General features: G+C 65.7%; 14 protein-coding genes and 1 pseudogene. 12 read left to right on the plus strand and 3 right to left on the minus strand.

Annotation, left to right across the window (positions count from 1 at the left end; genetic code table 11):
• Positions 1–27 precede the first annotated feature (27 nt).
• The 4 genes from BGP85_RS19140 (at position 28) to BGP85_RS19155 (ending at position 4,346) form a co-directional block, all read left to right on the plus strand.
• Entirely contained in the window at positions 28–2,523 is a 2,496-nt protein-coding gene (locus BGP85_RS19140) for a heavy metal translocating P-type ATPase (RefSeq protein WP_008786742.1), read from the plus strand.
• A 15-nt stretch (positions 2,524–2,538) separates the two neighbouring features.
• The gene (gene cueR, locus BGP85_RS19145) at positions 2,539–3,015 is read left to right on the plus strand and encodes a Cu(I)-responsive transcriptional regulator (RefSeq protein ID WP_103449408.1); all 477 of its coding nucleotides are present in this window, start codon (positions 2,539–2,541) and stop codon (positions 3,013–3,015) included.
• Between the two features lie 16 nt (positions 3,016–3,031).
• The gene (fdx, locus tag BGP85_RS19150; protein ID WP_008786744.1) at positions 3,032–3,370 is read left to right on the plus strand and encodes an ISC system 2Fe-2S type ferredoxin; all 339 of its coding nucleotides are present in this window, start codon (positions 3,032–3,034) and stop codon (positions 3,368–3,370) included.
• Between the two features lie 217 nt (positions 3,371–3,587).
• A complete protein-coding gene (locus BGP85_RS19155) occupies positions 3,588–4,346 on the plus strand; it encodes a MauE/DoxX family redox-associated membrane protein (protein ID WP_008786745.1) in 759 nt (252 codons plus the stop codon).
• A 74-nt stretch (positions 4,347–4,420) separates the two neighbouring features.
• Here BGP85_RS19155 and BGP85_RS19160 read toward each other — a convergent pair whose 3' ends face one another.
• Together BGP85_RS19160 and BGP85_RS19165 are read right to left on the minus strand one after the other, a co-directional pair.
• Positions 4,421–4,615, minus strand: a complete 195-nt coding sequence (locus BGP85_RS19160) for a heavy-metal-associated domain-containing protein (protein ID WP_003821167.1) — start codon at positions 4,613–4,615, stop codon at positions 4,421–4,423.
• Positions 4,616–4,672: 57 nt separating this feature from the next.
• Positions 4,673–5,047, minus strand: a complete 375-nt coding sequence (locus BGP85_RS19165; protein WP_008786746.1) for an Lrp/AsnC family transcriptional regulator — start codon at positions 5,045–5,047, stop codon at positions 4,673–4,675.
• Here BGP85_RS19165 and BGP85_RS19170 point away from each other — a divergent pair.
• The 3 genes and pseudogenes from BGP85_RS19170 to BGP85_RS19180 form a co-directional block, all read left to right on the plus strand.
• A pseudogene (locus BGP85_RS19170) lies at positions 5,004–5,162 on the plus strand (4-hydroxyphenylpyruvate dioxygenase); the annotation flags it as partial. The gene BGP85_RS19165 and the pseudogene BGP85_RS19170 overlap by 44 nt on opposite strands.
• Positions 5,163–5,448: 286 nt before the next feature.
• Positions 5,449–6,393 (plus strand): LysR family transcriptional regulator, encoded by a 945-nt coding sequence (locus tag BGP85_RS19175; protein WP_008786747.1) that lies wholly within the window; start codon positions 5,449–5,451, stop codon positions 6,391–6,393.
• The gene (locus tag BGP85_RS19180) at positions 6,390–6,668 is read left to right on the plus strand and encodes an EexN family lipoprotein (RefSeq protein ID WP_008786748.1); all 279 of its coding nucleotides are present in this window, start codon (positions 6,390–6,392) and stop codon (positions 6,666–6,668) included. The genes BGP85_RS19175 and BGP85_RS19180 overlap by 4 nt, the downstream gene beginning before the upstream one ends.
• On the opposite strand, the gene BGP85_RS28740 is transcribed toward BGP85_RS19180, so the two are convergent.
• Positions 6,658–6,909: a hypothetical protein gene (locus tag BGP85_RS28740; protein WP_124014400.1), complete on the minus strand. Its 252-nt coding sequence runs from the start codon at positions 6,907–6,909 to the stop codon at positions 6,658–6,660. The two genes, BGP85_RS19180 and BGP85_RS28740, sit on opposite strands and share 11 nt — an antisense overlap.
• Here BGP85_RS28740 and BGP85_RS19185 point away from each other — a divergent pair.
• From BGP85_RS19185 to BGP85_RS19205, 5 genes are read left to right on the plus strand one after another with little or no spacing between them, the layout of a single operon-like run.
• The gene (locus tag BGP85_RS19185; RefSeq protein WP_019396555.1) at positions 6,904–8,907 is read left to right on the plus strand and encodes a conjugal transfer protein TraG; all 2,004 of its coding nucleotides are present in this window, start codon (positions 6,904–6,906) and stop codon (positions 8,905–8,907) included. The genes BGP85_RS28740 and BGP85_RS19185 overlap by 6 nt on opposite strands.
• On the plus strand, positions 8,904–9,368 hold the full coding sequence (locus BGP85_RS19190; RefSeq protein ID WP_008786751.1) for a CopG family transcriptional regulator: 465 nt from the start codon (positions 8,904–8,906) through the stop codon (positions 9,366–9,368). Before BGP85_RS19185 ends, BGP85_RS19190 begins: the two co-directional genes overlap by 4 nt.
• Positions 9,365–10,417, plus strand: a complete 1,053-nt coding sequence (trbB, locus tag BGP85_RS19195; RefSeq protein WP_008786752.1) for a P-type conjugative transfer ATPase TrbB — start codon at positions 9,365–9,367, stop codon at positions 10,415–10,417. The genes BGP85_RS19190 and trbB overlap by 4 nt, the downstream gene beginning before the upstream one ends.
• Positions 10,414–10,797 carry a TrbC/VirB2 family protein gene (locus BGP85_RS19200; RefSeq protein WP_008786753.1) on the plus strand — a complete coding sequence of 128 codons (384 nt, stop codon included), beginning with the start codon at positions 10,414–10,416 and terminating at the stop codon, positions 10,795–10,797. Before trbB ends, BGP85_RS19200 begins: the two co-directional genes overlap by 4 nt.
• Positions 10,794–11,066 carry a VirB3 family type IV secretion system protein gene (locus BGP85_RS19205; RefSeq protein ID WP_008786754.1) on the plus strand — a complete coding sequence of 91 codons (273 nt, stop codon included), beginning with the start codon at positions 10,794–10,796 and terminating at the stop codon, positions 11,064–11,066. The genes BGP85_RS19200 and BGP85_RS19205 overlap by 4 nt, the downstream gene beginning before the upstream one ends.

The raw sequence follows: 11,066 nt of genomic DNA on the forward strand, positions 1-11,066 counted from the left end.
GTCGAATATCAACTATGGGAAACAACCATGAGCATGCCAATAACGAGTGATGCTCGTGCCACCGCAGCAGCGATCAGCCTACCCATCGAGGGCATGACCTGCGCGAGCTGCGTCGGCCGAGTCGAGGCCGCCCTGGCCAAGGTGCCGGGCGTGGACAGCGTGTCCGTCAATCTCGCCACCGAGCGGGCGGACATCCGCCTGGCCAGTCCTGTCGATCGCATCGCGTTGATCCAGGCGGTCGAGAAGGTCGGCTACGACGTGCCGGCTGGCACCGTCGAACTGGCGGTCGAGGGCATGACCTGCGCCTCCTGCGTGGGCCGCGTCGAGAAGGCACTCAAGGCCGTGCCCGGCGTCACCGAGGCCACGGTCAACCTCGCGACCGAGCGTGCCACCGTGCGCGGCGTGGCCGCCGTGGCGGACCTGATCGCGGCCATCGAGAAGGTCGGCTACGAGGCCAACCCGGTGGATACCGGCGCGCAGGCCGACGAGGAAGCCGCCGAGAAGAAGGACGCCGAGCGCGCCGAACTCAAGCGCGACCTGACCCTGGCCGCCGTGCTGGCGCTGCCTGTGTTCGTGCTCGAAATGGGCTCGCACATGATTCCCGGCATGCATGAGTGGGTGGCTTCCACCATCGGCATCCAGCAGAGTTGGTATCTGCAGTTCGTGCTGACCCTGCTGGTGCTCGCCATTCCGGGCTGGCGCTTCTACGAGAAGGGCTTCCCGGCGCTGTTCCGCCTGGGTCCCGACATGAACTCGCTGGTCGCGGTCGGCACGGCCGCAGCCTTCGGCTATTCGATGGTCGCCACATTCGCGCCCAGTCTGCTGCCGGCCGGCACGGTGAACGTGTACTACGAGGCGGCCGCCGTCATCGTGGCGCTGATCCTGCTGGGCCGCTTTCTTGAGGCACGGGCCAAGGGCCGCACCTCCGAGGCCATCAAGCGCCTGGTCGGCCTGCAGGCCAAGGAGGCGCACGTGCTGCGCGACGGCCGCATCGTGGACATCCCGATCAACGACGTGGCGCAGGGCGACATCGTGGAAGTGCGCCCCGGCGAGCGCGTGCCGGTCGATGGTGAAGTGACCGAGGGCCGCAGCTTCGTGGACGAGTCGATGATCACCGGCGAGCCGATTCCCGTCGAAAAGGCGGAAGGCAGCACCGTGGTCGGCGGCACCGTCAACCAGAAGGGTGCGCTGACGCTGCGTGCCACCGCCGTGGGCGGTCAGACCATGCTGGCGCAGATCATCCGCATGGTCGAGCAGGCGCAAGGTTCCAAGCTGCCGATCCAGGCCGTGGTGGACAAGGTGACACTGTGGTTCGTGCCCGCCGTCATGCTGGCCGCCGTGCTGACCTTCCTGGTCTGGCTGGTGTTCGGCCCGTCGCCCGCGCTGTCCTTCGCGCTGGTCAATGCCGTGGCGGTGCTGATCATTGCCTGCCCGTGCGCCATGGGTCTGGCGACGCCGACCTCCATCATGGTCGGCACGGGCCGGGGCGCCGAGATGGGCGTACTGTTCCGCAAGGGTGAAGCCCTGCAACTGCTCAAGGACGCCAAGGTGGTGGCCGTGGACAAGACCGGCACGCTGACCGAGGGCCGCCCGGTCCTGACCGACCTGGAGATTGCCGACGGCTTTGACCGCAACCAGGTGCTGGCGAAGGTCGCCTCTGTCGAATCGCGCTCGGAGCATCCGATCGCACGCGCCATCGTCGAGTCGGCCGTGGAAGGTGGCATCGCGCTGCCGACGATGACAGACTTCGATTCGGTCACGGGCATGGGCGTGCGCGCCACCGTGGACGGCGCGCGTGTCGAGGTCGGTGCCGATCGCTTCATGCGTGAGCTGGGGTTGGACGTGAGCGGCTTCGCTCGCACGGCCGAGCGCCTGGGCAATGAGGGCAAGTCGCCGCTGTACGCCGCGATCGACGGCCGACTGGCCGCCATCATCGCGGTGGCCGATCCGATCAAGTCCAGCACGCCCGCGGCCATTGCCGCGCTGCACCAGCTCGGCCTGAAGGTGGCGATGATCACTGGCGACAACGCGCGTACCGCGCAGGCCATCGCCAAGCAACTGGGCATCGACGAGGTGGTGGCCGAAGTGCTGCCCGAGGGCAAGGTCGAAGCCGTGCGCCGCTTAAAGGCCACCCACGGCCAGATCGCCTACGTGGGTGACGGCATCAACGATGCGCCGGCGCTGGCCGAGGCCGACGTGGGCCTGGCGATCGGCACCGGCACCGACGTGGCGGTGGAGTCGGCCGACGTGGTGCTGATGTCCGGCAACCTGCAGGGTGTGCCCAACGCCATCGCGCTGTCCAAGGCCACCATCGGCAACATCCGCCAGAACCTGTTCTGGGCGTTTGGCTACAACACGGCCCTGATCCCGGTGGCCGCTGGCGTCCTATACCCCGCATACGGTGTGCTGCTGTCGCCGATCTTCGCGGCCGGAGCGATGGCGCTGTCCAGCGTGTTCGTGCTCGGCAACGCGCTGCGCCTGCGCCGCTTCCAGCCGCCGCTGGCGGCGGATACCGCTCATTGAGAAAGGAGGAACACCATGAACATCGGTGAAGCATCCAAGGCCTCGAAGGTCTCGGCCAAGATGATCCGCTACTACGAGCAGATCGGCTTGATTCCCCCGGCCGACCGGAACGATTCGGGCTACCGCGCCTATAGCCAGGACGACGTACACCGGCTGCACTTCATCCGGCGTGCGCGCGACCTCGGCTTCTCGGTGGCCGAGATCACGGACCTGCTGGGACTGTGGAACGACAAGTCGCGCCGGAGTGCCGACGTCAAGCGCCTGGCGCAGCAGCACATCTCCGAGCTGGACCGGCGCATCGCGAGCATGTTGGAGATGGCCGAGACGCTCAAGGCGCTGATCCGGTGCTGCGCCGGCGACGAACGGCCCGACTGCCCGATCCTGCACACGCTGCAACTCGATACCAGCGACGACGAGCCCGAAGCGCGCACCGGCGCCGTGCCACGGCGTGCAAGTGGCAACGCAGCGGCAAAGAAGCCGCGTGCGCACTGAGCAGCCGGGAGAGACCATGCCCAAGATCACCGTCTTGCCCCATCCTGAACTGGCGCCCGAGGGCGCCGAGCTGAACGTGCCGGTCGGCACCTCGATCTGCGAGGCGCTGCTAGACAACGGCATCGAGATCGAACATGCCTGCGACATGAGCTGTGCCTGCACGACCTGCCACTGCATCGTGCGCAAGGGATTCGATTCCCTCAACGAGGTCGAGGAGTGCGAGGACGACCTGCTTGACCGGGCCTGGGGGCTAGAGGCGCAATCGCGCCTGAGCTGCCAGGCCATCGTGGCGAACGAGGACCTGACCGTCGAGATCCCGAAGTACACGATCAACCATGCCAAGGAGAACCACTAGGACCCAGCGTGCCGCCGCGGGCGCGCCGGCCTGCGGCGGGGTTGCTCTGGCAGACGGAGGACTGACGGCGTTGCAGCCTGACGACCGCCCCGGGAGCCAGATGCCTACACCCCCTTGCACCACCGCCGGTTAGGCTGGAAATGTCGTCAAAGTCCTTCAATCCGTGATAGTCGGCGCTGCGGCCGGCCCATGAAAAGTCCCACAGGAGAAGTCCAGCATGTCTGCGCCCAAACAAGCCACGCTCTACCGGATGGTCATGCCCGGCCATACCTGCCCCTACGGGCTGAAGTCGCTCGATCTGCTCAACCGCAAGGGCTACGAGGTCGAGGACAAACACTTGGCGAGCCGCGAGCAGACGGATGCGTTCAAGAAGGAGCATGGCGTCGAGACCACGCCCCAGGTCTTCATAAACGGGCGGCGCGTGGGCGGCTACGACGACCTGCGCAAATTCTTCGGCATGTCCGTGAAGGACAAGAACGCCGTGACCTACACCCCTGTGATCGCGCTGTTCGCCATGGCGGCCGCGATGGCGCTGGCGGCGAGCTGGGCGGCCTTCGGCCAGCTCTGGAGCATTCAGGCGGCAGAGTGGTTCGTGGCCTTTGCCATGTGTCTCCTGGCGCTGCAGAAGCTCAAGGACGTGGACGGCTTCGCGACGATGTTCCTCAACTACGACCTGCTGGCCAAGCGCTGGGTTCGGTATGCCTATTTCTACCCGTTCGCGGAGGCCATCGCAGGCGTCCTGATGGTCGCGGGCGTGGGGATGTGGGTGTCGATTCCGTTGGCGCTGTTCATCGGGACCGTCGGGGCCGTGTCGGTTTTCAAGGCGGTCTATGTCGATCGCCGGGAACTCAAGTGCGCCTGTGTGGGCGGGGACAGCAACGTGCCGCTGGGCTTCGTGTCCCTGACCGAGAACCTGATGATGGTGGCGATGGCCCTGTGGATGTGGGCCAAGGTCGCCTACCTTGGGATGCACTGAGCGCCGCGCCAGGTACGGCGCAGCGCACGTGCTCGCATCGGCCGTCCTGTGTGCAGGCCGGCCACGACGCGGTGTTACTGCGCGCGCGGCGGGAAGCCAGCTTCGCTCAGGGCCGCGGCGATCTGCTCTTGCGAGGCCGAGGTCTGGACCTCGACACGGCGGGTCGGCGGGTCCGTGACGATCTTGGCGTTGGGGTCGATCGTTTGGATCGTTTTCGTAACGGTGCGGGCGCAGCCGCCGCAGGTCATGTCTTCGAGATGGAATTGCATGGAAAACTCCTTTCGGGTTGGGGTGTTTGAAGTCTGGTCCTTGCCACGGTTGGAAGGTCAAGCGCTATTTGCATCCCCGCTACACCAATCGGCCGAATGCTCATAGGGCAAGGCCGTGGTGCTCTTTACCCGATCCAGCACGAAGCTTGTCTTGCAGTCCTGCACGCTGGGGTGCTTGAGCAGCGTGTCGAGCACGAAGCGAGAGTAGTGAGCCATGTTCCTGACGACCACCCGCAGCAGATAGTCCATGTCGCCGGTCAGCGCATGGCATTCCACGACCTCCGGCCATTTCTGGACCGACGCGCGGAACACGTCCATGGGATTGCGCTTGTGCGAGTCGGAGTGCTTTTCGAGACGCACGTTCAGGTAGGCCGTGAGCGTGAGGCCGATCTTCTCCGAGCCGCTGCTCGGCCCGGTGTTCTTCGAGTTCATCGAGCGCAAGGGCAACTACCGCGAGGGCTTCGGCGAAGGTAACTTCGGTGCCTTGTTCGAGTCGATGGAGCGCGACCAGATCAACCGCGGCGCGCTGGAAATCAACCCAGCCTGATTCGGGCTTTCCCCCTGAAGGCATAGCACCTTCCGCATCTCGCGAGCCCCGGTGGGGCTCGCACTATTTTGGCAAGCGGCCTCCACGATGCCCATTGGCCCTCGTGCAGCTTGCACCATTCATCTCCTCACAATCGAACATCACCACGGCACGGTGCAGGCTTCTTTGACTAATATATGAACACATGTATAATTGTTTATTCAATATTTGGCCTCAGCTCGACTGGTGCTACAGCAGGCGTGCATCTCGTCCCCCGAATCAACATGGATCATGGAAGGACAAGACTATGGAACTTCGTCACTTGCGCTGCTTCATTGCGGTTGCTGAGGAACTCCATTTCGCCCGCGCTGCCGAGCGGCTGCACATCGAGCAGTCTCCACTGTCACGGGCCATCAAGGAACTGGAAGAAGAACTGGGCGTGATGCTGTTTGCCCGCACCACGCGCAGCACTCGGCTGACCCGTGCGGGCGAGCTGTTTCTGGAGCACGTGCGCCGCGTGCTCTCCGCCTTGGAGCAGGCACGCGATAGCGTGAAAGCGGCAGCAAACGGTTTTCATGGCCAGTTGCGCGTGGCATTGTCCGACGGCATCACGCCGTCGCGCCTTTCTGCGTTGCTCGTACTTTGCCGCCAGGAAGAACCCGAGGTCGAAATCCGGTTCTTCGAGGTGCCCCTATCGCAACAGATCAAGGGGCTGCATAGCGATCTGTATGACGTAGGGTTTGCTCAATCCGACGAAGTGGGCGACGGTATCGTCGCCACGCCCGCATGGAGCGATGCGCTGATGGTGGCCGTGCCAGCTCGGCATCCGCTTCTGGCCCACAAGCGCATCCCCTTGGATGAGTTGCTTCGCTATCCACTGGTTCTGTGCGATCCACAGGCATGTGAGGGCCATGCCAAGCAAGTTGAACGGGTGTTGCGCCGTGCGGATGTGGAGCCACTGATTGCAGAGAGGGTTTCGTCCACCGACCTGATGATGGCCCTAGTCTCGGCCGGTTTTGCGCTCGGCCTAGCAGGCAGTGCACACATTGCCGCCAGCCGTGAGCCGGGTGTAGTGGCCCGGCCGCTAGCTTCGCGCGTGTCGCCCCTCACGACCTATCTGTTGCGGCTGGACGGAGATCCGTCCGACGAGTTGGCGCGGTTTATTGAGCGCGCACAGGCCATCGAACAGCCGGAAACCCCCAGGCCCATACGAGGCCGTAATCCCGATCACCCGGAGGAACTGACGCCATGAAGAAGATCATCCCATTCTTGCTGGTTGCCGTGTTGACTGCCTGCGGCCAGTCCGATGGGCCACAGAAGTCCGCCGGTTCCGCAGCCAACATCCCGACAGTGGAAGAGCTGGCGGCCAACCCCGAACGGCTCAAGGAACTGCGCCAGCAGTGCAAGACCGACCGCCCCAAGCTGGGCGACGTGTTGTGCAACCGGGTGGCCGAGGCCACGCGCAAGCGGTTCTATGGCGACGGGGAAACGCCCTACACACCGCCGAAGGAGCCGCCTAAGTTTTGATCGTGGCCGCTTCGCCACGAATATTGGATTTCCTGACCGACACGCCGCAACGCGCCTGCGCTTGCGACGTTTTTCGTTGGCTCGCCACCGCGCTAATTCTTTCTTTTTGCTCGATCTTTCTGCTTAAAACGGTCTTTGACCGGCACTGACGCGGCACCGATCCTGACGCCTCCGGCACGTCCTTGTGCCGCTTTTTCCATGAGGAATCGGCGCAGGAGAAATCGGAGGCCAGGTCATGCAAGGGACGAACGTGCTGTTCGGTCAGATCGCCGTGGTATTCGGCATCGTGATCGCCGGAGTGTGGGGTGCCACACAATGGACAGCAGCAGCCCTTGGCTATCAAGTACGCCTTGGCTCGCCCTGGTTCGATCTTCTTGGCACGCCGATCTATCACCCGTGGAAGCTGTTTGAGTGGTGGTTTTCTTACGGCGCCTATACCCCGGAAATCTTCGACACCGGCGGAGCCATCGCTGGCAGCAGTGGCATGGTCGCCGTGGCCGTCGCCATTGCCATGTCGGTCTGGCGCTCGCGGCAGGCACGCCTTGTCACGACCTACGGATCGGCCCGCTGGGCGAACGCGCATGACATTCGCAAGGCGGGCCTCACGCAGCCAGAGGGCGTGTTCCTCGGCCAGCACGACCGCCAGTACCTGCGCCATGAGGGGCCAGAGCATGTCCTGACGTTCGCACCCACGCGCTCGGGCAAGGGCGTCGGCCTGGTGGTGCCGACGCTGCTTTCTTGGCCCGCGTCCGCCGTCATCCACGACATCAAGGGCGAGAACTGGCAGATCACCGCAGGCTGGCGCTCGCGCTTCTCGCATTGCCTGCTGTTCAACCCCACGGATGCGAAGTCGGCGGCCTACAACCCGCTGCTGGAGGTGCGGCGCGGCGCGCATGAAGTGCGCGACGTGCAGAACATCGCGGACATTCTGGTCGATCCCGAAGGCGCGCTGGAGAAGCGCAACCATTGGGAAAAGACCAGCCACGCGCTGCTGGTCGGCGCGATCCTGCATGTGCTCTACGCGGGCGAAGACAAGACGCTGCGCGGCGTCGCCAACTTCCTCAGCGACCCGGCCAGCCCGTTCGAGCTGACCTTGCATCGAATGATGACCACGCCCCACTTGGGCGAGGGGCCGCATCCGGTAGTCGCGTCGGCGGCGCGTGAAGTGCTCAACAAGTCGGACAACGAGCGTTCCGGCGTGTTAAGCACCGCCATGTCGTTCCTCGGCCTGTACCGCGATCCCACGGTGGCCGAAGTCACCTCGCGCTGTGACTGGCGCATCGCCGACCTGATCGCGGCCGAGCATCCGGTGTCGCTGTACCTGGTGGTGCCGCCTTCGGACATATCGCGCACCAAACCGCTCATCCGCCTGATCCTCAACCAGATCGGGCGACGCCTCACCGAATCGCTGGACGGCAGCGACGGCATCGAACGCCGCCACAAGCTGCTGCTGATGCTCGACGAGTTCCCGGCCCTGGGTCGGCTCGACTTCTTCGAGACAGCCTTGGCCTTCATGGCGGGCTACGGCATCCGCAGCTTCCTCATCGCGCAGTCACTCAACCAGATCGACAAGGCGTATGGACAGAACCATTCCATTCTCGACAACTGCCACGTCAGGGTGACGTTCGCCACCAACGACGAACGCACCGCCAAGCGCATTTCCGAGACGCTGGGCACTGCGACCGAGCTGCGCGCGCAACGCAACTACGCGGGCCACCGGCTCGCGCCGTGGCTGGGCCACCTCATGGTGTCGCGCCAGGAGACGGCCCGCCCGCTGCTGACGCCGGGCGAGGTGATGCAGCTTCCGCCGGACGATGCCGTAGTGATGGTGTCCAGCATGGCGCCGATCAAGGCCCGGAAGCTGCGCTACTACGCCGACGCCAATTTCAAGCAGCGCGTGCTGCCGCCGCCCGAGCTGGCGGACGGCCGGTACGCCGACGCGCCGCCACTGCGCCCCGACGACTGGAGTGGCCTGGCGATTCCTGCCGTGCCTGCCGCGCCTGCGGCCGATGCCGCCGAAGGCTTCCGGGCGTCGGCCGACGACGGCGGCCCGCGCCGTCAGCCCGAGCTAACTGAGGCCGTCGCCTACGACCCCGAGCTGGCCGCGCCCGCGGCCGACCTCGGCCTGCTCGATGACGACGACGACCTGCCGCTTCCCCTTCCTCGCCAGCTTGATCCGGCCATGCAGCGCACGGCCCGGCTGGCGTCCCTCGACCCCAACGACGGAATCGAGCTATGAGCCACTATCGCCTGAACCTCTTTATCCAGCCCGAGCACGCCCAGCGGCTCGATGAACTGGCCGCCAAGAAAGGCGTGTCCAAGTCCAGCATCGTCGCCGCTGCCTTGGCGTCCTGGCTGTCGCCGGACGCGGCCGACCAGCGCGAGGCGGCCATCGCCAAGCGCCTTGATCGCCTCTCGCGCCAGGCCGAGCGAATGGAGCGCGACCAGAGCATCGCCATCGAGACGCTGGCGCTGTTCATCCGCTACTACCTGACCGTCAGCACGCCGGTTCCCGAGGCGCACCAAGAGGCGGCCCGCGCCTTGGGCAAGGCGCGTTTCGAGCAGTTCACCGAGCAGCTTGGCCGCCACCTGATGCGTGGGCGCAGCCTGGTGCGCGACGTGGTGGAGGAATTGCATCCCGATTCGGTGCGGATGGAGGACGCGGCGGCAGCCGCCGATGCGCAGGAGCGTGCGTCATGAGCGCCGTTTCCCAATCCATGAGTGCCACGTCGCTCGACCGGCGCATCCAGATGCTGCGCACGGCAATGGGGCCGCTGATCGCCACCGCGCTCGAAGACCCCGACGTGGTGGAAATCATGCTCAACCCTGACCGCACCCTTTGGGTGGATCGCCTGTCGTCGGGCCGCGCGCCTATGGGCGTGGAGCTGCCCGAAGCCGATGGCGAGCGAATCATCCGCCTGGTCGCGGCCCACGTCGGCGCGGAGGTGCATCGCGGCCAGCCGCTGCTGTCCGCCGAACTGCCCGAAACCGGTGAACGCTTCGAGGGCATCCTGCCGCCAGCCGCGCCGGGGCCGGCCTTCGCGCTGCGCAAGCGCACCATCGGCGTGATCCCGCTGGAGCGGTACGTCGTGGACGGAATGATGACCGCCGCCCAGGCGGGCTTTTTGGTGCGCGCCGTGCGCGAGCGCCAGAACGTCCTGATCGCGGGGGCCACCAGCAGCGGCAAGACGACCTTGGCGAACGCGCTGCTGGCCGAGATAGCTGCCACGGGCGACCGCGTGCTGGTGCTCGAAGACACGGTGGAGCTGCAATGCGCGGCCCGCGACCACGTTCCGCTGCGCACGCGCTCCGGCGTGGTGTCCATGACCGAGCTGGTGCGCTCGTCCATGCGCCTGCGACCTGATCGCGTCGTCGTCGGCGAGGTACGCGGTGCCGAGGCGCTGGATCTCATCAAGGTGTGGGGCACCGGCCACCCCGGCGGCGTCGCCACGATCCACGCCGGCTCCGCGCTGGGCGCGTTGCTGCGCCTGGAGCAACTGATTCTCGAAGTGGCGGTGAATCCGCCGCGTGCGCTGATCGCCGAGGCGGTCAACGTGGTGATCCAGATCGCCGGGCGCGGACGCAAGCGCCGCATCGAGAACATCGCCCGCATCGTCGGCTTCGACGGCGTGGGCTACCAACTGGTGGACGCGCTGGAAACGCCGTTTCCCGAGCTGCCGCCGATCCCTGATGCCGCACCCGCTGCGGCGACTTCCTCGTCCCCTGACCAACCTGGAGAACTGCTATGACGCAGATGACCATTCCTGCTTTCCGTGTTTCCGTAAATCCGGCTTTGCGCCTTGCACGGCTGCGCTGCCTGGCCCGCCCTGCGGGGCGAGGGCTGCTGCTGGCCGCGCTGTTGCTGTTCCTGGCCGGCACCGCGCAGGCCGCTGGTTCCTCGATGCCCTGGGAAGGCCCGTTGCAGTCGATCTTGGAGTCGATTCAGGGGCCGGTGGCGCGCATCGTCGCGGTCATCATCATCATTGCCACGGGCCTCGCGCTCGCCTTCGGCGACACGTCGGGCGGCTTTCGCAAGCTGATCCAGATCGTGTTCGGCCTGTCCATCGCGTTCGCGGCTTCGAGCTTCTTCCTGTCGTTCTTTTCGTTCTCGGGCGGGGCTGTCGTATGAGCGGCCCGGATAGCTTCGCGGCCGGGTTCGAGGTGCCTTTGCATCGCTCGCTCACCGAGCCGATCTTGCTGGGCGGCGCACCGCGCACCGTGGCGATTGCCAACGGCACGCTGGCCGCCGCCGTCGGGCTGGGCCTGCAACTGTGGATTCCTGGCGTGGTGCTCTGGATCGTCGGCCATTCGCTGGCGGTATGGGGTGCGCGCGTCGATCCGCAGTTCATGGCCGTGTTCGCCCGGCACATCAAGCACCGCCCGCTGCTGGACGTGTGA

Origin of the sequence: Pseudomonas putida (genome assembly GCF_002906855.1) — a bacterium.
Lineage (GTDB): Bacteria > Pseudomonadota > Gammaproteobacteria > Pseudomonadales > Pseudomonadaceae > Aquipseudomonas > Aquipseudomonas putida_N.

Excerpts from the sequence above, each read along its gene's own strand:
- BGP85_RS19185 (WP_019396555.1), top strand. The coding sequence starts at position 6,904 with ATGCAAGGGACGAACGTGCTGTTCGGTCAGATCGCCGTGGTATTCGGC.
- BGP85_RS19180 (WP_008786748.1), top strand. The coding sequence starts at position 6,390 with ATGAAGAAGATCATCCCATTCTTGCTGGTTGCCGTGTTGACTGCCTGC.
- cueR (WP_103449408.1), top strand. The coding sequence starts at position 2,539 with ATGAACATCGGTGAAGCATCCAAGGCCTCGAAGGTCTCGGCCAAGATG.
- trbB (WP_008786752.1), top strand. The coding sequence starts at position 9,365 with ATGAGCGCCGTTTCCCAATCCATGAGTGCCACGTCGCTCGACCGGCGC.
- BGP85_RS19140 (WP_008786742.1), top strand. The coding sequence starts at position 28 with ATGAGCATGCCAATAACGAGTGATGCTCGTGCCACCGCAGCAGCGATC.
- BGP85_RS19155 (WP_008786745.1), top strand. The coding sequence starts at position 3,588 with ATGTCTGCGCCCAAACAAGCCACGCTCTACCGGATGGTCATGCCCGGC.
- BGP85_RS19175 (WP_008786747.1), top strand. The coding sequence starts at position 5,449 with ATGGAACTTCGTCACTTGCGCTGCTTCATTGCGGTTGCTGAGGAACTC.
- BGP85_RS19160 (WP_003821167.1), bottom strand. The coding sequence starts at position 4,615 with ATGCAATTCCATCTCGAAGACATGACCTGCGGCGGCTGCGCCCGCACC.
- BGP85_RS19190 (WP_008786751.1), top strand. The coding sequence starts at position 8,904 with ATGAGCCACTATCGCCTGAACCTCTTTATCCAGCCCGAGCACGCCCAG.
- fdx (WP_008786744.1), top strand. The coding sequence starts at position 3,032 with ATGCCCAAGATCACCGTCTTGCCCCATCCTGAACTGGCGCCCGAGGGC.
- BGP85_RS19200 (WP_008786753.1), top strand. The coding sequence starts at position 10,414 with ATGACGCAGATGACCATTCCTGCTTTCCGTGTTTCCGTAAATCCGGCT.
- BGP85_RS19205 (WP_008786754.1), top strand. The coding sequence starts at position 10,794 with ATGAGCGGCCCGGATAGCTTCGCGGCCGGGTTCGAGGTGCCTTTGCAT.
- BGP85_RS19165 (WP_008786746.1), bottom strand. The coding sequence starts at position 5,047 with ATGAACTCGAAGAACACCGGGCCGAGCAGCGGCTCGGAGAAGATCGGC.